The sequence below is a fragment of the Shinella sp. G-2 genome, assembly GCF_050172695.1.
In the GTDB taxonomy this organism is placed as follows: Bacteria; Pseudomonadota; Alphaproteobacteria; order Rhizobiales; family Rhizobiaceae; genus Shinella.
On record NZ_JBBEYH010000001.1, the window covers coordinates 286,433 to 306,335 of the forward strand.

16 protein-coding genes are annotated in these 19,903 nt (G+C 64.8%); 15 read left to right on the forward strand and 1 reads right to left on the reverse strand.

The genetic code is table 11. The annotated features are described in order from the left end of the window. Positions 1–78: 78 nt before the first annotated feature. The 8 genes from mraY to aqpZ (V8U06_RS01485) all read left to right on the forward strand — a co-directional run bounded on the left by mraY (position 79) and on the right by aqpZ (V8U06_RS01485) (position 9,003). Positions 79–1,179, forward strand: a complete 1,101-nt coding sequence (mraY, locus tag V8U06_RS01450) for a phospho-N-acetylmuramoyl-pentapeptide-transferase (protein ID WP_226918507.1) — start codon at positions 79–81, stop codon at positions 1,177–1,179. Between the two features lie 7 nt (positions 1,180–1,186). Next, positions 1,187–2,581, forward strand: coding sequence for a UDP-N-acetylmuramoyl-L-alanine--D-glutamate ligase (gene murD / locus V8U06_RS01455; RefSeq protein WP_427139203.1), 1,395 nt, complete (start codon positions 1,187–1,189; stop codon positions 2,579–2,581). A 69-nt stretch (positions 2,582–2,650) separates the two neighbouring features. Next, positions 2,651–3,805, forward strand: coding sequence for a putative lipid II flippase FtsW (gene ftsW / locus V8U06_RS01460; RefSeq protein WP_427139204.1), 1,155 nt, complete (start codon positions 2,651–2,653; stop codon positions 3,803–3,805). 9 nt (positions 3,806–3,814) lie between these two features. Continuing rightward, entirely contained in the window at positions 3,815–4,936 is a 1,122-nt protein-coding gene (murG, locus tag V8U06_RS01465; protein ID WP_427139205.1) for an undecaprenyldiphospho-muramoylpentapeptide beta-N-acetylglucosaminyltransferase, read from the forward strand. After that, a complete protein-coding gene (gene murC / locus V8U06_RS01470; protein WP_427139206.1) occupies positions 4,933–6,348 on the forward strand; it encodes a UDP-N-acetylmuramate--L-alanine ligase in 1,416 nt (471 codons plus the stop codon). Before murG ends, murC begins: the two co-directional genes overlap by 4 nt. Then, positions 6,345–7,319, forward strand: coding sequence for a UDP-N-acetylmuramate dehydrogenase (murB, locus tag V8U06_RS01475; protein ID WP_427139207.1), 975 nt, complete (start codon positions 6,345–6,347; stop codon positions 7,317–7,319). Before murC ends, murB begins: the two co-directional genes overlap by 4 nt. A 150-nt stretch (positions 7,320–7,469) precedes the next feature. Then, positions 7,470–8,156 carry an aquaporin Z gene (gene aqpZ / locus V8U06_RS01480; RefSeq protein ID WP_427139208.1) on the forward strand — a complete coding sequence of 229 codons (687 nt, stop codon included), beginning with the start codon at positions 7,470–7,472 and terminating at the stop codon, positions 8,154–8,156. Positions 8,157–8,316: 160 nt separating this feature from the next. Continuing rightward, positions 8,317–9,003 (forward strand): aquaporin Z, encoded by a 687-nt coding sequence (gene aqpZ, locus V8U06_RS01485; RefSeq protein ID WP_427139209.1) that lies wholly within the window; start codon positions 8,317–8,319, stop codon positions 9,001–9,003. Positions 9,004–9,070: 67 nt separating this feature from the next. Here aqpZ (V8U06_RS01485) and V8U06_RS01490 read toward each other — a convergent pair whose 3' ends face one another. After that, positions 9,071–10,375, reverse strand: coding sequence for an MFS transporter (locus V8U06_RS01490; RefSeq protein ID WP_427139210.1), 1,305 nt, complete (start codon positions 10,373–10,375; stop codon positions 9,071–9,073). A gap of 440 nt (positions 10,376–10,815) precedes the next feature. Here V8U06_RS01490 and V8U06_RS01495 point away from each other — a divergent pair, with 440 nt between their 5' ends. The 7 genes from V8U06_RS01495 to recN all read left to right on the forward strand — a co-directional run bounded on the left by V8U06_RS01495 (position 10,816) and on the right by recN (position 19,897). Continuing rightward, positions 10,816–11,742, forward strand: coding sequence for a D-alanine--D-alanine ligase (locus V8U06_RS01495; protein WP_226918516.1), 927 nt, complete (start codon positions 10,816–10,818; stop codon positions 11,740–11,742). Further along, a complete protein-coding gene (locus V8U06_RS01500) occupies positions 11,730–12,650 on the forward strand; it encodes a cell division protein FtsQ/DivIB (RefSeq protein WP_226918517.1) in 921 nt (306 codons plus the stop codon). The genes V8U06_RS01495 and V8U06_RS01500 overlap by 13 nt, the downstream gene beginning before the upstream one ends. Continuing rightward, on the forward strand, positions 12,647–13,978 hold the full coding sequence (gene ftsA, locus V8U06_RS01505) for a cell division protein FtsA (RefSeq protein WP_226918518.1): 1,332 nt from the start codon (positions 12,647–12,649) through the stop codon (positions 13,976–13,978). Before V8U06_RS01500 ends, ftsA begins: the two co-directional genes overlap by 4 nt. Before the next feature lie 97 nt (positions 13,979–14,075). Then, positions 14,076–15,854 carry a cell division protein FtsZ gene (ftsZ, locus tag V8U06_RS01510; protein WP_427139211.1) on the forward strand — a complete coding sequence of 593 codons (1,779 nt, stop codon included), beginning with the start codon at positions 14,076–14,078 and terminating at the stop codon, positions 15,852–15,854. Positions 15,855–16,183: 329 nt separating this feature from the next. Further along, positions 16,184–17,140 (forward strand): UDP-3-O-acyl-N-acetylglucosamine deacetylase, encoded by a 957-nt coding sequence (lpxC, locus tag V8U06_RS01515; protein ID WP_427139212.1) that lies wholly within the window; start codon positions 16,184–16,186, stop codon positions 17,138–17,140. A gap of 154 nt (positions 17,141–17,294) precedes the next feature. Then, the gene (locus V8U06_RS01520; RefSeq protein ID WP_427139213.1) at positions 17,295–18,161 is read left to right on the forward strand and encodes an outer membrane protein assembly factor BamD; all 867 of its coding nucleotides are present in this window, start codon (positions 17,295–17,297) and stop codon (positions 18,159–18,161) included. 65 nt (positions 18,162–18,226) lie between these two features. Then, positions 18,227–19,897 (forward strand): DNA repair protein RecN, encoded by a 1,671-nt coding sequence (gene recN, locus V8U06_RS01525; RefSeq protein WP_427139214.1) that lies wholly within the window; start codon positions 18,227–18,229, stop codon positions 19,895–19,897. The last annotated feature ends 6 nt before the right edge of the window (positions 19,898–19,903 follow it).

The window sequence follows — 19,903 nt, forward strand, 5'->3', positions numbered from 1 at the left end:
TCTTTTATGTGATTTGCTTCCCATCTCCGGTCGGTCACACCGGGGACGCTTCGGGGAACCTTTGGGGAAAGGGTGACAATGCTGCTTTGGCTCGTCGAGCTGGCTGACACCGTTCAGGTGTTCAACCTGTTCCGCTACATTACCTTCCGGACCGGCGCTGCGCTGTTCACCTCGGCAACGATCGTCTTCCTGTTCGGGCCGATGATCATCTCCTCGCTGCGCATTCGCCAGGGCAAGGGCCAGCCGATCCGCGCCGACGGGCCGCAGACCCATTTCAAGAAGGCCGGCACCCCGACCATGGGCGGCCTGATGATCCTCGCCGGCATCGTCGGCAGCGCGCTCCTGTGGGCCGACCTTTCCAACGTCTATGTGGTCGCGACGCTGCTCGTCACGCTCGGCTTCGGCGCCATCGGCTTCTATGACGACTACCTGAAGGTCACCAAGCAGACCGACAAGGGCTTTTCCGGCAAGGCGCGCCTCGGCCTCGAATTCATCATCGCGGGCGCTGCGACCTATTTCATGATGCGGGCCTCGCTTTCGGCCGGCGCCGCGGGCTCCACCTTCGGCTCCTCCATCGCCTTCCCCTTTGCCAAGGACCTGCTGATCAACCTCGGCATCTTCTTCGTGCTCTTCGGCGGCTTCGTCATCGTCGCGGCCGGCAATGCGGTGAACCTGACCGACGGTCTCGACGGCCTCGCCACCGTTCCCGTCATGATCTCGGCCGCCTCCTTCGGCGTCATCGCCTATCTCGCCGGTAACGCGGTGTTTTCCAACTATCTGCAGATCCATTTCGTGCCCGGCACCGGCGAGCTTGCCGTCGTGCTCGGCGCCGTCATCGGCGCGGGCCTCGGCTTCCTGTGGTTCAACGCGCCGCCGGCCGCCATCTTCATGGGCGACACCGGTTCGCTGGCCCTCGGCGGCCTGATCGGCACGGTCGCGGTCGCCACCAAGCACGAGATCGTCATGGCGATCATCGGCGGTCTCTTCGTCATGGAGACCCTGTCGGTCATCATTCAGGTCGCCTCGTTCAAGCTCACCGGCAAGCGCGTCTTCCTGATGGCACCGATCCACCACCACTTCGAAAAGAAGGGCTGGACGGAAAGCCAGGTCGTCATCCGCTTCTGGATCATCGCCGTCGTTCTGGCGCTGGTCGGCCTTTCCACTCTCAAGCTGCGGTAAGGCTCCGATGATCCCGGTCACCACCTTCAAAGGCAAGGCCGTCGCGCTCTTCGGGCTCGGCGGCTCCGGCCTTGCGACGGCGCTGGCGCTTGCCGCGGGCGGCGCCGACGTCACCGCCTGGGATGACAGCCCGGCAAGCGTCGAGAACGCGTCTACGGCCGGCATCCGGACCGGGGACCTGCGCAATCTCGACTGGAAGACCATCGATGCGCTGGTGCTGTCGCCGGGCGTGCCGCTGACCCATCCCAAGCCGCACTGGAGCGCCGAGCTTGCGCGCGCCGCAGGTGTAGAGATCGTAGGCGACGTCGAGCTGTTCGTGCGCGAGCGCCGGACACATGCGCCCGATTGCCCCTTCGTCGCCATCACCGGCACGAACGGCAAATCCACCACCACGGCGCTCATCGCCCATATCCTGAAAGCGAGCGGCCGCGACACGCAGCTCGGCGGCAATATCGGCACGGCCGTGCTGACGCTGGACCCGCCCAAGGCCGGCCGGTTCTACGTCGTCGAGTGCTCGTCCTACCAGATCGACCTCGCGCCTTCGCTGAACCCCTCCGCCGGCATCCTGCTCAATCTGACGCCCGACCATCTCGACCGTCACGGCTCGATGCAGCACTATGCCGACGTCAAGGAACGGCTGGTCGCCGGCAGCAAGACCGCGATCGTCGGCGTCGACGACACGTTCTGCGAAATCATCGCCGACCGCTTGGAGCGGGCCGGCACGAAGGTCGTGCGCATTTCCAAGCGCAACGTTCTGGCCGATGGCATCTATGCCGAGGGCGCGCGCCTGATCCTGGCGCAAAGCGGGGCCACGCGGCAGATCGCCGATCTTGCGCCGATCCAGACACTGCGCGGCAGCCACAATGCCCAGAACGCCGCGGCCGCCGTCGCCGCCTGCCTGGCGGTGGGCGTCGGCGAGGACGAGATCCGCGCCGGGCTTGCCTCCTTCCCCGGTCTCAAGCACCGCATGCAGCCGGTCGGGCGCAAGGGCGAAACGCTCTTCGTCAACGATTCCAAGGCGACGAATGCCGATGCGGCAGCGCCCGCCCTGTCGAGCTTCGAGCGCATCTACTGGATTGCCGGCGGCGTGCCGAAAGAGGGAGGCATCGCCTCCCTCGGCAGCTTCTTCCCGAAGATCGCCAAAGCCTATCTCATCGGCGAGGCGGCGGCGGCCTTTGCCGAGACGCTCGGCGGCGCGGTGCCGCACGACATGTCCGGCACGCTGGAACGGGCGGTGCAGGATGCGGCGGCGGATGCGGAGCGGGACGGCGGTTCCGTTGCGGTTCTGCTCTCCCCGGCTTGCGCAAGCTTCGACCAGTACAAGAACTTTGAAGTCCGTGGCGATGCCTTCGTGAAACACGTCGCGGCATTGCCCGGCGTGTCGATGCTGGTCGCGGTTTGAACGCATGCAATTCCGGCGGACGCGTGCGGCGGCTGCAGACGGAATTGATCTGAAACAGGGGAAAGAGACATGGTTAGTCGTGCCGAACGTGGTGCATTGGCGGACTGGTTCTGGACGATAGACCGGTTCTTCCTCGCGGCCTTCATCCTTCTGATGGGCCTCGGTTTCATGCTGTCCTTCGCTGCCAGCCCGGCGGTCGCCGAGCGGCTCGGGCTCGACAGCTTCCACTTCGTCAAGCGCCACGCGGTGTTCCTCCTGCCGGCCATTGCGGTGATGTTCGGCATCTCCTTCATGTCGCCGCGGCAGGTGCGGCGCGCGGCGATGATCCTTCTCGTCGTTTCGCTGGCGGCCATGGTGCTGGCGCTGTTCTTCGGCGTTGAGGTCAAGGGCTCGCGCCGCTGGATTTCCATCGGCAGCTTCTCCATCCAGCCGTCGGAATTCATGAAGCCGGCTTTCGTCGTCATCTGCGCCTGGCTCTTCGCCGAACATGCCCGCCAGCCGGAAATCCCCGGCAACCTCTTCGCCATCATCCTTTTCGGCATCGTCGCGGCGCTGCTCGTCGCCCAACCGGACCTTGGCCAGACCATCCTGACCGCCGCCGTCTGGGGCGGCATGTTCTTCATGGCCGGCATGCCGTGGCTGTGGATCATCATTCTCGGCGGTGCGGCTGTCGGCGGCCTGCTGACGGCCTATACGTTCCTTCCCCACGTGGCGGCGCGTATCGACAAGTTCTGGACCGGCGAGGGCGACACGTTCCAGATGGATACCGCGCGCGAGGCGATCATTCGCGGCGACTGGTTCGGCCAGGGCCCGGGCGAGGGCACGGTCAAGCGGATCATTCCCGACAGCCACACCGACTTCATCTTCTCGGTCGCCGCCGAAGAGTTCGGCATCATCTTCTGCATGGTCATCGTCATGATCTTCGCCTTCGTGGTGATGCGCGGCCTCAACCATGCCTTCAAGGAGCGCAACGATTTCACGCGCTTCGCCGTCGCCGGCCTCGTGCTGCAGATGGGCACGCAGTCCATGATCAATATCGGCGTGAACCTTGAGCTGCTGCCGGCCAAGGGCATGACGCTGCCGCTGATCTCCTATGGCGGCTCGTCGATGATCGCGATCTGCGTGACGGCCGGCTTCATCCTGGCGCTGACCCGCCACCGGCCGGAAAAGCGCGCTTCCGAGCGCAGCCTCTTCCGCGGCGGTATCGTGGCGCCCGCTGAATAAGGGTTTTGCATGAACAAAGGCATCGTTCTTCTCGCCGCCGGGGGTACCGGCGGCCATCTCTTTCCCGCAGAGGCGCTGGCCCATGAGCTGAAGGCCGGCGGCTGGTCGGTGCATCTCGTCACCGACAGCCGCGCCGAGCGCTTTGCCGGCAAGTTCCCGGCTGACGAGATCCATGTCGTGCCGTCCGCGACCATCGGGTCGAAGAACCCGATCAGCGTCGCCAGATCGCTCTTCACGCTCTGGAAGGGCATTCGCGTGGCGCGCAAGCTGATGGCGCGCCTGCGGCCGAAGGTCGTCGTCGGTTTCGGCGGCTACCCCACCGTGCCGCCGCTCATCGCCGCCACCGGCATGGGCATCCCCTCGATGATCCACGAGCAGAACGCCGTCATGGGCCGCGCCAACAAGGCGCTCGCCGCCCGCGTTAAGGCAATCGCCGGCGGTTTCCTGCCCGAAACGGGCGGGCAATATGCGCAAAAGACCGTGACGACGGGCAATCCCGTGCGCCCCGCGGTTCTCGACGCCGCAACCCTTGCCTATGAGGCGTCGGCAGACGGCGAATTCCGCCTCGTCGTCTTCGGCGGCAGCCAGGGCGCGCAGTTCTTTTCCAAGGCCATTCCTTCGGCGATCGCGGCCCTCGAGCCGCAGGACCGCGCACGGCTGAAGATCACCCAGCAGGCACGACCGGAAGATCGCGACGAGGTGGTGCGCAGCTATGCCGATCTCGGCATCCCCGCTGACGTTTCTCCCTTCTTCACGGACATGGCCGCGCGCATCGGCCACGCGCATCTCATCATCAGCCGGTCCGGCGCCTCCACGGTGTCGGAAGTGTCGGTCATCGGCCGGCCGGCCATTCTCGTGCCCTATCCCTATGCGCTCGATCACGACCAGGCGGCCAATGCCGCCGCGCTCGCCTCCGGCGGCGGGGCGAAGGTGATCGCGCAGTCGGAGCTTTCGACGGAGCGGCTCGCCAGCATCGTTTCCAAGGCGATGCACGATCCCGCGGGCATGGCGACCATGGCCGCAAACGCCAGAAAGGCGGGCAAACCGGATGCCGCGCGCTTGCTAGCCTCCATGGTTGAGGCTATTGCGGGCGGCAAGACGATCGCACAATTCAAGGGAGAACGGCCATGAAGATGCCGCAGAGCATAGGGCTCGTTCATTTCATCGGCATTGGCGGCATCGGCATGAGCGGCATTGCCGAAGTGCTGCACAATCTCGGCCACCGCGTGCAGGGTTCCGACCAGGCGGACAGCGCAAACGTGCAGCGCCTGCGCGACAAGGGCATCGAGGTCTTCGTCGGCCACAAGGCGGAAAATCTCGGCGATGCCGAAGTGGTGGTCGTTTCGACCGCCATCAAGAAGAACAATCCGGAACTGATCGCGGCGCGCGAAAAGCTGCTGCCGGTGGTCCGCCGCGCCGAAATGCTCGCCGAGCTGATGCGCTTCCGCAATGCCATCGCCATCGGCGGCACACACGGCAAGACGACGACGACCTCGATGGTCGCCACGCTGCTCGATGCCGGCGGGCTCGACCCGACGGTCATCAACGGCGGCATCATCAATGCCTATGGCACCAATGCCCGCATGGGCGAGGGCGAGTGGATGGTGGTGGAGGCCGACGAGTCGGACGGCACCTTCCTGAAGCTGCCCGCCGATGTCGCCATCGTCACCAATATCGATCCGGAACACCTCGACCATTACGGCAGCTTCGACGCCGTGCGCGCGGCCTTCCGCCAGTTCGTCGAGAACGTGCCCTTCTACGGCTTCGGCGTCATGTGCCTCGACCATCCCGAGGTGCAGGCCATGGTCAGCCGCATCGAGGACCGCAAGGTCATCACCTATGGCGAGAATCCGCAGGCGGACGTGCGCTTCGGCAATATCCGCATGGACGGCGCGACATCCGTCTTCGACGTGGAAATCCGCCGCCGCCGTACCGGCCAGGTGATTTCGCTGAAGGACCTGCGTTTGCCGATGCCGGGCCGCCACAACGTGTCCAACGCGACCGCCGCCATCGCCGTCGCCCAGCGCCTCGGCATCGCGCCGGAAGCGATTGCCAAGGGACTGGCGAGCTTCGGCGGCGTCAAGCGCCGCTTCACGCTGACCGGTAGCTGGAACGGCGTGAACGTCTATGACGACTACGGCCACCATCCCGTCGAGATCAAGGCCGTGCTGCGTGCGGCGCGCGAAGCCTGCGCGGGCCGAATCATCGCCGTGCACCAGCCGCACCGCTACAGCCGCGTCGCGAGCCTCTTCGAAGAGTTCGCCGGCTGCTTCAACGATGCCGACACGATCCTGATCGCGCCGATCTACGCGGCCGGCGAGGATGCCATCGACGGGGTGAGCGCCGAGGAACTTGTTTCCCGCATCAAGTCCGGCGGCCATCGCGACGCCCGGTTCCTCTCTTCGCCGGAAGCGCTGGCGGGGATTGTCGCCGGCATTGCAAAACCCGGCGATTTCGTGGTTCTCTTGGGGGCCGGCAGCATCACGCATTGGGCGCAGGCGCTGCCCGGCGAATTGACAGGCATTTCGGGACAGGTGGCATGAAGACGGTTGATGGGGCAAAACTTCTGGCGTCGTTGGGCGAGGGCATCAAGGAGGTCCGCGGCCGCCTGACGCCGGATGCGCCGATGGACCGCGTGACGTGGTTCCGCGCCGGCGGCCTTGCCGAGCTGATGTTCCACCCGCACGATGTCGACGACCTCGTGACCTTCCTGAAGCTGGTGCCGGAAGAGGTGCCGCTGACGGTGACGGGCGTCGGCTCGAACCTTCTGGTGCGCGATGGCGGCATTCCCGGCATCGTCATCCGCCTTTCGGCCAAGGGCTTCGGCGATGTCGAGCTGGCCGGCGACAACCGCATCAAGGCCGGGGCCATCTGCCCGGACAAGAACATCGCCGCCATGGCGCTGGATCACGGCATCGCCGGCTTCGAATTCTACTACGGCATTCCCGGCTCCATCGGCGGTGCGCTGCGCATGAATGCCGGCGCCAATGGCGGTGAGACGAAGGATCTTGTCCTGGAAGTCCACGCCGTCGACCGCAAGGGCAACCAGCACGTGCTCAGCAATGCGGACATGGGCTACAGCTACCGCCATTCCACCGCCTCCAAGGACCTCATCTTCACCCATGCCGTGTTCCAGGGACAGGCGGGCGACAAGGAAGAGATTCGCGGGAAGATGGACGCCGTGCGCCAGCATCGCGAGACCGTGCAGCCGATCCGCGAGAAGACCGGCGGCTCGACCTTCAAGAATCCGGAAGGGCACTCGGCCTGGAAGCTGATCGACGAGGCGGGCTGCCGCGGCGTGATGATCGGCGGCGCGCAGATGTCGCCCATGCACTGCAACTTCATGATCAATACCGGGCAGGCGACCGGCTACGAGCTGGAATATCTCGGCGAGACCGTGCGCAGCCGCGTGCTGGAGCATTCCGGCATCATGCTGCAATGGGAAATCAAACGCCTCGGTAACTTCATGCCAGGTTACGAGGTCAAGGAATTTCTGGGCCGCGCAACGGCCTGATCCTTGATGCACTTGCTGGAGGGTTTGCCGGCCGCCTCGGGTGGTCCGTAAACCCTCTCTCCCCCCACGCAAGTTCATCACACTTCATGTAAGGCCGCGTGATTGTCGCGCGGCAAGGCTTCGCCATGCGAGGTCGTATCGGGGGCGTTCATGTTCAGGAAACTCACGGCCGAATTCATCGGTACGTTCTGGCTCATCTTCATCGGCAGCGGCAGCGGCATTCTGGCCGCGACCTTTCCTGAGATCGGCATCGGCATCGTCGGCATTTCCTTTTCCGCCGGCATCGCGCTGATGGCGATGATCTATACGATCGGCGGCGTTTCGGGAGGGCATATGAACCCTGCCGTTTCGGTGGGCCTTGCCGTTGCCGGCAAATTCCCGGCGTCGCAGGTATTGCCCTATGCTCTGGCGCAGGTGGCGGGCGCTGCCGCGGCCGCGGCGACGCTCTACCTCGTCGCCTCCGGTAAAGCCGGTTTCGTGGCGGGCGGTTTCGGTGCCAACGGCTATGGCGACCTGTCGCCAGGCGGCTATTCGCTGACGGCGGCGCTGGTGACCGAAGTGGTGCTGATGGCGCTCTTCCTCTTCATCATCCTCGGCTCGATCCATGACCGCGTCCCGACGGGCTTCGCACCCATTTCCATCGGCCTCAGCCTGACGGGGATCAACCTCGTGTCGATCCCGATCACCAACACGTCGCTCAATCCGGCCCGTTCCACGGCGCTCGCGCTCTTCGCCGACACGGCGGCCCTCTCGCAGCTCTGGCTGTTCTGGTTCGCCCCGATGCTTGGCGCCGTCATCGGCACGCTGGTCTGGAAGGTCATCGGCGAGAAGGATTGATCGCAAGCGCGGGCCGGACCGGTGTTCGCGCGGCCATGAAAGCGCCGCGCGGCTGCCTTTATTCAGCCTTCATTCAGGGAATTTTAGCGAATGCTGTCTCCGGTCGCGCAATAGTTGCGGGGCCGAATCTCGCTCCAGCGGGTTTTGACAGGGGACATTCATGTTCAAGAAACTTTCGGCCGAATTTCTCGGCACGTTCTGGCTTGTCTTCGGCGGTTGCGGCAGCGCCGTCCTGGCGGCTGCATTTCCCGAGGTTGGCATCGGCCTTCTCGGTGTTTCCTTCGCCTTCGGCCTGACGGTGCTGACCATGGCCTACACGGTCGGCGGCATTTCCGGCGGGCACTTCAATCCGGCCGTCTCCCTCGGCCTGACGGTCGCCGGCAAATTCCCGGCATCCAGCCTCGTGCCGTATATCGTGGCGCAGGTCGTCGGCGCCGTTGCCGCGGCTGCGGTGCTCTATGTCATCGCCTCCGGCAAGGCCGGCTTTGCCGCCGGCGGTTTTGCCTCGAACGGCTATGGCGAGCTGTCGCCGGGCGGCTATTCGCTGACGGCGGCACTGGTGGCGGAAGTGGTGCTGACGGCCTTCTTCCTGATCATCATCCTGGGGTCGACCCATGGCCGCGCGCCGGCGGGTTTCGCGCCCATCGCCATCGGCCTCGGCCTGACGCTGATCCATCTCGTCTCGATCCCGGTGACCAACACCTCGGTCAATCCGGCCCGCTCGACGGGCGTGGCGCTCTTTGCCGAGACGGCTGCGCTCTCGCAGCTCTGGCTGTTCTGGCTGGCTCCTCTCCTCGGCGCCGTTGTCGGCGGCGTGATCTGGAAGATCGTCGGCGAAAACGATTGATCGGCAGACACAGGAAACCCGCCGCGGTGACGCGGCGGGTTTTTCGTTTCAGGCCTTCCGGAAGGGCTCAGACCTCTTCCTTGCCCGAGAGCAGGATGCAGGCCAGCGTGATCACGGCGGAAAGGCCGAGATAGTAACCGACATAGGTCATGCCGTAGGTCGCCTGCAGCCATGTCGCGATATAGGGCGCGAGCGAAGCGCCGAAGATGCCCGCGAAATTGAACGTGATCGACGAACCGGTGTAGCGCACCTTGGTGGGGAAGGGCGCGGCGAGCGCCGTGCCGATCAGGCCGTAGGTCATGCCCATCAGTGCCATGGCGAGGATCACGAAGACGAAGATCCCGGTTTCGCCGCCGGTCATCAGACCCGGCAGGAAGAACGAGAAGATGCCGATGAGAACGGTGGAGGCGATCAGCACTTCGCGGCGGCCGAATCGTTCGGCGAGTTTTCCGGCGAGGGGAATGAACAGGCCGAACAGCACCGATCCAACGAGCTGGATTTCCAGCGCTTCGACGAAGGGGAGCTTCAGGACCTTGACGTTGTAGGAGAGCAGGTAGGCCGAGCCGATATAGAACAGCACGAAGGTGGCGAGCGCGACGAAGGTGCCGAGCACGAGGCTGCGCTTGTGGTTGCGGAAGAGTTCAACGACCGGCACCTCCACGCGTTCCTGCTTTTCTATGGCCTTCTGGAAGGCGGGCGTCTCGGTGATCGACAGGCGGACCCACAGACCGACGGCGATCAGCACGATCGACGCGACGAAGGGGATGCGCCAGCCCCAGGCAAGCAGCGATTCCTGCGGCATGACATGCAGCAGCAGCCAGAAGACGCCGGAGGAGAGGAAAAGGCCGACCGGAGCGCCGAGCTGCGGGAACATGCCGTACCAGCTGCGCTTGCCGGGAGGCGCGTTTTCCGTGGCGAGCAGAACCGCGCCGCCCCATTCGCCGCCAAGGCCGAAGCCCTGGCCGAAGCGGCACAGTGCCAGGAGCAGCGGCGCAAGCACGCCGATCGATTCGTAGGACGGCAGAAGACCGATGATGACGGTCGAGATGCCCATGGTCAGCAAGGCGGCGACGAGCGTCGTCTTGCGGCCGACGCGGTCGCCATAATGCCCGAACACGATCGCGCCGAGCGGGCGGGCGAAGAATGCGATGGAGAAGGTTGCGAAGGAGGCGAGCAGGGCGGTCGTCGGATCGCTGTTCGGGAAAAACAGTGTCGGGAAGACCAGCACGGCGGCCGTGGCGTAAACATAGAAATCGAAGAATTCGATGGTCGTTCCGACCAGGCTTGCAAAGAGAACCCGCGCCGGGGAGTTGAGGCCGGCGTGGGTGGAATGCGTTGCGGTCGGCGACCCGGAAGTGAGCTGTTCACTCATTGTCGGGGGCCTTTCTGAAGTTTCTTGTCGCCGTCTTGGGAGGCAGCGGGGTTCCCCTACGCCAACGCATGGGGCGATGGAACAATAAAAGGTCCCGAAAGATCAAAAAATCGTACTTTTCGTGCGCCTCGCCGCTTTCCGGCGTTTACCAAGGTGTTCGGCGGTTTTGGGCGGCTTTGCCGCCGCCCTTGCGGTCCCGGATTTCCCCGTTTCACTTGCGCCGGCTGCAACTCTCTGATTCCAGAAGGAGAATCAAAACATGCCGTGATTCGGTGGAAGGAAAATTTGCGTCTCCCGGCATCCGGTTAACGAAAGTAAACGCTTCATTAACCTTAATGCCGTTCTAGTGGTCCCATCTCGCTCGCCGAGTCGGGGCCGATACGCAAATCAGGTCCACGCAAGCGACGAGGGGCAATGTGCGGAATTCAGTTGGGGGTTCTATGAGCGTAAAGCATGTCGCGGTGCTGATGGGTGGTTTTTCGTCGGAACGGCCGGTGAGCCTTTCGTCCGGGACCGCTTGCGCCGACACGCTTGAGGCCGAAGGCTACAAGGTCACCCGCGTCGATGTCGGTCACGACGTCGCCAGCGTGCTCTCCGAACTGAAGCCGGATGTCGCGTTCAACGCGCTGCATGGGCCCTTCGGCGAAGACGGCACCATCCAGGGCATCCTCGAATATCTCGAGATTCCCTATACCCATTCCGGCGTGCTCGCCTCCGCCCTTGCCATGGACAAGGCGCAGGCGAAGATCGTCGCCAAGGCGGCCGGCATTCCGATTGCCGAGCAGCGCCTGATGAACCGGTTCGACTTCTCCTCGGCCCATCCGATGAAGCCGCCCTACGTGGTCAAGCCGGTGCGCGAAGGCTCGTCCTTCGGCGTCGTCATGGTCAAGGAAGATCAGTCGCATCCCCCGCAGATCATCACGTCCGCTGAATGGCGCTATGGCGACAGCGTCATGGTCGAGCGTTACATCTATGGTCGCGAGCTGACCTGCGGCGTCATGGGCGATGTCGCGCTCGGCGTCACGGAAGTGGTGCCGCAGGGCCACGCCTTCTACGACTATGATTCCAAATATGTAAAAGGTGGCTCGAAACACGTCATCCCGGCGCAAATTTCACCGAATATTTACCAAAAAGTACAAACACTCGCACTCAAGGCGCATCAAGCGATCGGGTGCCGTGGCGTCAGCCGTTCCGACTTCCGTTACGACGACCGTTTCTCCGAGAATGGCGAGCTTATCTGGCTGGAAATCAACACCCAGCCCGGCATGACACCCACCTCCCTGGTGCCCGAAATGGCCGATCATGCCGGCCATTCCTTTGGTGAATTCTTGAAGTGGATGGTGGAGGACGCGTCGTGTTTGCGTTGAGCGTCAAGAAGAGCAGGGTGCGCCCCGCCGGGCTTTCCGAACCGGAAGCCGGCCGCGTGTTGCCGCGTCCGCTGCGCCGTATCGTCCGCTTCCTCGTCAGCCTGGCGGCTGGCCGTATCTATATTCCGCGTTACACCGGCACGGTGGCGAGCGCCGTCTTCTTCGGTGCGACGGGCCTCTACGGCATGTCGCTCGGCGGCCATTCGCAGGATGTCGCTCAGGCGTCGACGACCGCGATGGGTTTCGCCATCGAGGACGTGAAGGTCTCCGGCAACCGCGAGACGTCGGAAATCGACATTCTCGAGCGCCTCGGCCTCGACGGCACGACCTCGCTGGTCGCCCTCGATGTCAAGGATGCCCGCCAGAAGCTTTCGGACCTGCCCTGGGTTCAGGACGTCTCCGTCCGCAAGGTCTATCCGGGCACGATCGAGATCGCGCTCAAGGAACGTGAGGCCTTCGCGATCTGGCAGCACGGCAACGACCTGGCGCTGATCGAGAAGAACGGCAGCGTGATCGCGCCGCTGCGCGACAACAAGTTTTCCACGCTGCCGCTCTTCGTCGGCCGCGATGCCGAAACCGCGGCGGCAGGCTTTGCCGACGAGTTCGACAACTGGCCGGAGATCAAGGCCCGCGTGAAGGCCTATATCCGCGTCGCCGGCCGTCGCTGGGACCTGCGTCTCGACAACGGCATCGTCGTCAAGCTGCCGGAACACAACGTTCCGCGCGCCATGGATACGCTGGCGACGCTGGACGCGGAGCAGGGGCTCCTGGAACGCGACATCGCGGCGGTGGACCTCAGGCTCGAGGACCGCACGACGGTCCGTCTGACGGAAGGGGCGCTGGAACGCCGCAATGCGGCGGTCGAGCAACGGGCAAAGGACCTCAAGAAGGCAGCGAAGCGCACATGAGCATTTTCGGTTCGTCCCATTTCGGCCTGCCGCGCTTGAAGCCGCTTTCCTCCAAGCGGGCTCACGTCGTTTCGGTCCTCGATATCGGCTCCACCAAGGTCGTCTGCATGATCGGCCGGCTGACGCCGCGCGCCGAGAGCGAAATCCTGCCGGGCCGCACGCACAATGTCGAAATCATCGGCATCGGCCACCAGAAATCCCGCGGCGTGAAGAACGGCGTCATCACCGATCTCGATGCGGCCGAGAGCGTCGTGCGCCTTGCCGTCGACGCGGCCGAGCGCATGGCCGGCCTCACCATCGAGAGCCTGATCGTCAACGTTTCCGCCGGCCGCCTGCAGAGCGACGTCTACACCGCCACCATCGATCTCGGCGGCCAGGAAGTCGATGCCAACGACCTGCGCAAGGTGCTTGCCGTTGCCGGCCAGCAATCGTTGCGCCAGGACCGCGCCATCCTCCATTCGCTGCCGACCGGTTTCTCGCTGGACGGCGAGCGCGGCATCCGCGACCCGCTCTCCATGTTCGGTGACGTGCTCGGCGTCGACATGCATGTGCTGACGGCCGAACGCGCCTCGCTGAAGAACCTCGAACTGTGCATCAACCGTGCGCATCTCTCCGTCGAGGGCATGGTGGCGACGCCCTATGCGAGCGGCCTTTCCGCCCTCGTCGACGATGAAGTCGAACTCGGCTGCGCCTGTATCGACATGGGCGGTGGAACGACGACGATCTCGGTCTTCGCTGAGGGCAAGCTGGTGCATTCGGATGCGGTCTCGCTGGGTGGTCATCACGTCACCACGGACCTCGCGCGTGGTCTTTCGACCCGTATCGAGGACGCCGAACGTCTCAAGGTCGTGCATGGCTCGGCCCTGCCGAATGCCGGCGACGAGCGCGACATCATCACCGTCCCGCCGATCGGCGAGGACGACCGCGACCAGCCGACCCATGTACCGCGCGCCCTCATCACACGCATCGTGCGCGCCCGGATCGACGAGACGCTCGAACTCATCCGCGACCGTATCCAGCGTTCCGGCTTCTCGCCGATCGTCGGGAAGCGGATCGTGCTGACGGGTGGCGCAAGCCAGCTGACCGGCCTGCCGGAAGCGGCCCGCCGCATCCTCGCCCGCAATGTCCGCATCGGCCGCCCGCTGGGTGTGTCCGGTCTGCCGACGGCGGCCAAGGGCCCGGCCTTTTCGACCGCGGTGGGTCTCATGATCTATCCGCAGGTCGCGGAACTGGAAGAACACGCTGTGCAGGGTGGCATGCTCTCGCAGCTCACAGGTGGCAACGGCCGCATCGCCCGCATGGGACAGTGGCTGAAGGAAAGTTTCTGACGGGTTTCCCGGCGGCCCGCCGCCGGGGAAGACCGACATTCGAGTTTTGGGAATAGACCGGTTGGGCGACGCAGCCGGAAACGAAAGGAACACTGCAATGACTATCAAGCTCCAGAAGCCGGACATCACCGAGCTGAAGCCCCGCATCACCGTCTTCGGCGTCGGTGGCGGTGGCGGCAACGCGGTCAACAACATGATCACCGCGGGTCTGGAAGGCGTCGACTTCGTCGTCGCCAACACCGACGCCCAGGCGCTCTCGATGACCAAGGCTACGCGGATCATCCAGATGGGCGTTCAGGTGACCGAAGGCCTCGGCGCCGGCTCGCAGCCGGAAGTCGGCCGCGCGGCCGCCGAGGAGTGCATCGACGAGATCATCGATCACCTCAACGGCACCCATATGTGCTTCGTCACCGCCGGCATGGGCGGCGGCACCGGCACGGGCGCAGCCCCGATCGTCGCACAGGCCGCCCGCAACAAGGGCATCCTGACGGTCGGCGTGGTCACCAAGCCGTTCCACTTCGAGGGCGGCCGCCGCATGCGCCTCGCCGAGGAAGGCATTCTGGAACTGCAGAAGTCGGTCGACACGCTGATCGTCATCCCGAACCAGAACCTCTTCCGCATCGCCAACGACAAGACCACCTTCGCCGACGCCTTCGCGATGGCCGACCAGGTGCTCTATTCCGGCGTTGCCTGCATCACCGATCTGATGGTCAAGGAAGGCCTCATCAACCTCGACTTCGCCGACGTCCGCTCGGTGATGCGCGAGATGGGCCGCGCCATGATGGGTACGGGCGAAGCTTCGGGCGAAGGCCGCGCAATGGCCGCTGCCGAAGCCGCCATCGCCAACCCGCTGCTCGACGAAACCTCGATGAAGGGCGCGCAGGGCCTGCTGATCTCCATCACCGGCGGTCGCGACCTCACCCTCTTCGAAGTCGACGAAGCTGCGACCCGTATCCGCGAGGAAGTCGATCCGGATGCGAACATCATCCTCGGCGCCACCTTCGACGAAGAACTCGAAGGCCTCATCCGCGTCTCCGTCGTTGCAACCGGTATCGACCGTTCGGCCTCGGAGGTGGCTGGTCGTTCTGCTGACTTTCGCAGCCACAGCAAGCCGGTAGTTCGTCCCGCCGCCGTTCCGGTCCAGCAGCCTGTTCAGCCGGTCGCCGTCGCGCCCGCGCCGCAGCCGGTCGCCCAGCCGCAGCCGGTCCTGTCGCAGCCGGTCCTGTCGCAGCCCGTGATGCAGCCTGTCCTGCAGCAGCCCGTCGTCGATCCGATCGCCGAAGCCATCCGCGCTTCGGAAGAGAGCCTCGAGCGCGAGCTTGCCATTCCGGTCAGCCGTCCTGCGCCCGTGCAGCAGCCGATCGTCGCCCAGCTCCAGGAAGAGCCGCGGATGCCGAACCGTCTGTTCACGCCTCTCGCCGAAACGCCGGTCGTTCAGCGCGCCGCCCCGATCCAGCAGCAGCCCGTGCAGCAGGCTCCGGTCATGCAGCAGCGTGTCGAGCCCTCCGCTCCGATCATCCGTCAGGAGCCGCAGGCCGTGCGCATGCCGAAGATCGAGGACTTCCCGCCGGTCGTTCAGGCGGAAGCCAACCACCGCACGGCCCAGCAGCCGGCTTCCCACCAGGAAGAGCGTGGCCCGATGGGTCTCCTGCGTCGCCTGACGTCCTCGCTCGGTCGCCATGAGGAAACGCAGGCCGCTCAGGAGCCGGCCGCTGCCCAGCAGCAGCAGCGCCGTCCGCTCTCGCCGGAAGCCAGCCTCTACGCACCGCGCCGCGGCCAGCTCGACGATCACGGTCGCGCCAATCCGCAGCCGCGTTCGCTCGGGGAAGACGACCAGCTGGAAATCCCGGCCTTCCTGCGCCGGCAGTCCAACTGAGGCCGAATTGAAGGCCCTTTGACACGATGCCCGGATCTCTGATCCGGGCATTTTTATTTGCGCGTCTTTTCAAGGGCTTGCAGGCTGAAGAAAGCGTAACAAAGCGAAAGAAACAGTGATTTGTATGACGCTGAGGGTCCTACTACATTCAGGCTGGGCAAAGGGGATAGTCAGGATTCGCGCAACCGGCCTTCGGCAGCGCGGCAGAATTCCAGACCTTCCGGCATACACCACCGGCGGACGCGGCGCGTCCGGCGCAGGGCTCCTTGAGCCGAAGAACGAACACTGTCGGCGAAGAATGAGCCGACAATAAGATAAGGCAAATGCACATGACGATCGGTATGCTCGGCTTCCAGACGACGATTGCGACCCCGGTGACGATTGCCGGCACGGGTGTCCATTCCGGCGCGGCCGTTTCGATCACCCTCAACCCGTCCGAAGCCGATAGCGGCATCGTCTTCCAGCGCCTGCATGACGACGGCACCGTCAGCGAATATCGCGCGGTCTCCTCGCAGGTCGGCAACACGGACCTGTGCACCGTGCTCGGTTTCTCGGCGGCAACCTCCATCGCCACGATCGAGCATGTCATGGCCGCGATCTACGCGCTCGGCCTCGACAACCTGCTGATCGAAGTGCATGGCGCCGAAATGCCGATCATGGATGGCAGCTCCGCGCCCTTCATCGACGCCATCGACCAGGTCGGCATGGTGCAGCTCGCCGTCAAGCGCCGCTACATCCGCATCATCAAGCCAGTGCGTATCGAGGCTGGCGCCTCCTGGGCCGAGTTCACGCCCTATGACGGCACGCGATTCGAAGTCGAGATCGATTTCGACTGCCCGCTGATCGGCCGCCAGTCCTGGAAGGGCGATCTGACGCCCGCCGCCTTCCGCAACGAACTGTCGCGCGCCCGCACCTTCGGCTTCATGCGCGATGTCGAGCGGCTCTGGGCTTCCGGCCACGCGCTCGGCTCCTCGCTGGAAAACTCGGTCGTCATCTCCGACGACAACACGGTCATCAATGTCGAGGGCCTGCGTTACGCCAAGGACGAGTTCGTCCGTCACAAGACGCTGGACGCCGTGGGCGACCTTGCGCTTGCCGGCGCACCCTTCATCGGCTGCTACCGCTCCTATCGCGGCGGCCACAAGATGAATGCCTACGCGCTGAAGGCGCTGCTCAGCGACCGCACCGCCTATGAGGTGGTGGAATCCTCTTCGCCGCGCTCGCGCGCCGGCCAGCGCGAACTGATTACCGTCAACGCTCCCGAATTTGCTCCCTGGTCTCTCTGAGGCCGGGGCAGCGACGGTCGCTCTCCCGACATGTATGCCATAAAAATGCGTTAATGCGCCGCCATGGCGTTGCGGTCTCGACGTATTTGGAGATACAACGCGGGGCGCGTATGCGGCCCTGCTGCATAGAGTGCCGTTGAACTGGGATTGTCACATGGTTGTTGCAGGGTCTGTTGGTGTGAAGAAGACGGCGCGCATTGTCTATCTTACGCTTTTCGCTACGGCGTCTTCGATTGGTCTGTCCGCGTGCCAGTCGGATCCGGATATCGACATCACGAAGCTGACCGGCGAAACCGAGTCCCCCGATACGCTCTACAATCAGGGCCTTGCCAACCTCAGCGCCGGCAAGGCGACCGAGGCGAGCCGCAAGTTCGAGGCGGTGGACCGGCAGAACCCGTTCTCCGAGCAGGCGCGCAAGTCGCTCATCATGCTGGCCTTCACGAACTATCGCCAGGGCCGTACCGAAGAAGCCATCGCTGCCGGCAAGCGTTACCTCGTGCTCTATCCGGGCTCGGCGGACGCACCCTACGCGCAGTACATCGTCGGCCTCGGCTACTGGAAGCAGATCCCGAGCGTCACGCAGGATCAGCGCGCCTCGCAGCAGACGATCGAGGCCATGCAGGCAGTCGTCGATAACTATCCCGATTCGGAATATGTCGAGGACGCGCACGCCAAGATCCGCTTTGCCCGCGACCAGCTCGCCGGCAAGGAAATGCAGGTCGGCCGCTACTATCTCGAGCGCAAGGAATACATTGCCGCGGCAAGCCGCTTCCGCATCGTCGTCGAGAAGTATCCGATGACCAACCAGATCGAGGAAGCACTCGCGCGCCTCGTCGAGACCTATTACGCCATGGGCGTCGATAGCGAGGCGCAGACTGCAGCCGCCGTGCTGGGCCATAACTATCCCGACAGCCAGTGGTATGCCGACAGCTACAAGCTGCTTCAGACGAAGGGCCTGGAGCCGCGTGAAAACTCCGGTTCCTGGATCGCACGCGCCGGCAAGAAGCTGATCGGCGCCTGATCCGGGCGCTTTCGGCACACGGCCTGCGTTCGGAATTGCGGAAAAACGAAGAGACCTGACACGATATGCTGGCGCAGCTGTCGATCCGCGATATCGTCCTGATCGAACGGCTCGATCTTGCCTTCGAGCCGGGCCTTTCCGTGCTGACCGGCGAAACGGGCGCCGGCAAGTCCATTCTTCTCGACAGTCTTTCTCTGGCGCTCGGCGGGCGCGGTGACGGTTCGCTGGTCCGCCACGGCACCGAGCGCGGCCAGGTGACGGCCGTCTTCGACGTGCCGGCCCAGCATGCGGCACGCCTGCTCCTGCGCGACAACGGCATCGACGACGATGGCGACCTCATCTTCCGCCGCCAGCAATCGGCCGACGGGCGCACCAAGGCCTATGTCAACGACCAGCCGGTTTCCGTGCAGCTGATGCGGCAGGCCGGCCAGCTTCTCGTCGAGATCCACGGCCAGCATGACGACCGCGCGCTGGTCGATACGGACGCCCACCGCCTGTTGCTGGACGCCTTCGGCGGCCTTGGCGAAACGGCCGCTACGGTGGCCACGCTCTATCACCAGTGGCGGGAGGCCGAGCGCACGCTGCGGCGCCACCGTGAAAAGGTGGAGGCTGCCGCCCGCGAAGCCGATTATCTGCGCTCTTCCGTCGAGGAACTGGAAACACTCTCGCCGCAGGATGGCGAGGAGGAGGCATTGGCCGAGGTGCGCGCGCGCATGATGAAGGCCGAGCGCATTGCCGGCGACATCAACGAGGCGAGCGAGTTCCTGAACGGCAATGCCTCGCCCGTGCCGCTGATCGCCGCGCTCATGCGCCGCCTGGAGCGCAAGAGCCAGGAGGCGCCGGGCCTGCTGGAAGAAACCGTCGAGCTGCTCGACCAGGCGCTGAACCAGCTTTCCGATGCGCAGATGGCCGTCGAGACGGCGCTGCGCAAGACGGAATACGATCCGAAGGAGCTGGAGCGCACGGAAGAACGGCTCTTTGCGCTGCGCGCTGCCGCCCGCAAATATTCCGTGCCCGTCATGGGGCTTCCCGCCCTTGCCGCCAAGATGATCGCCGATCTTGCCGATCTCGATGCCGGCGAGGAGAAGCTGGTGCAATTGCAGAACCGGCTTACCGAAACGCGCGGCGCTTTCGAGGTCGCTGCCCGCTCGCTTTCCGAAAGGCGCCACCATGTCGCGGACGCGCTTGCGGCCGCCGTGATGGCCGAGCTGCCGGCGCTGAAGCTTGAGCGTGCGCGCTTCACGGTTGAGATTACCACCGATCCGGACGGCGGGGCGGAGGAGGGGATCGACACGGTCGAGTTCCACGTCCAGACCAATCCCGGAACCCGTCCCGGCCCCATCATGAAGGTCGCTTCGGGCGGCGAGCTGTCGCGTTTCCTGCTGGCGCTGAAGGTGGCGCTCGCCGATCGCGGCTCGGCCCCCACGCTCGTCTTCGACGAAATCGACACTGGCGTCGGCGGTGCCGTGGCCGATGCCATCGGCCAGCGGCTGAAGCGGCTGTCGTCCACCGTGCAGGTGCTCTCCGTCACCCATGCCCCGCAGGTGGCGGCCCGTGCGGCGACCCATCTTCTCATCTCCAAGGGACCGGTCGAAGGCAGCGAGACGGTCGCCACCCGTGTCGCTCGCATGGACGACGACGCCCGCACGGAAGAAATCGCCCGCATGCTGGCCGGCGCATCGGTGACGGACGAAGCGCGGGCGGCGGCGGCGCGGCTGTTGTCGGGCGGAGTTTAGGCTTCC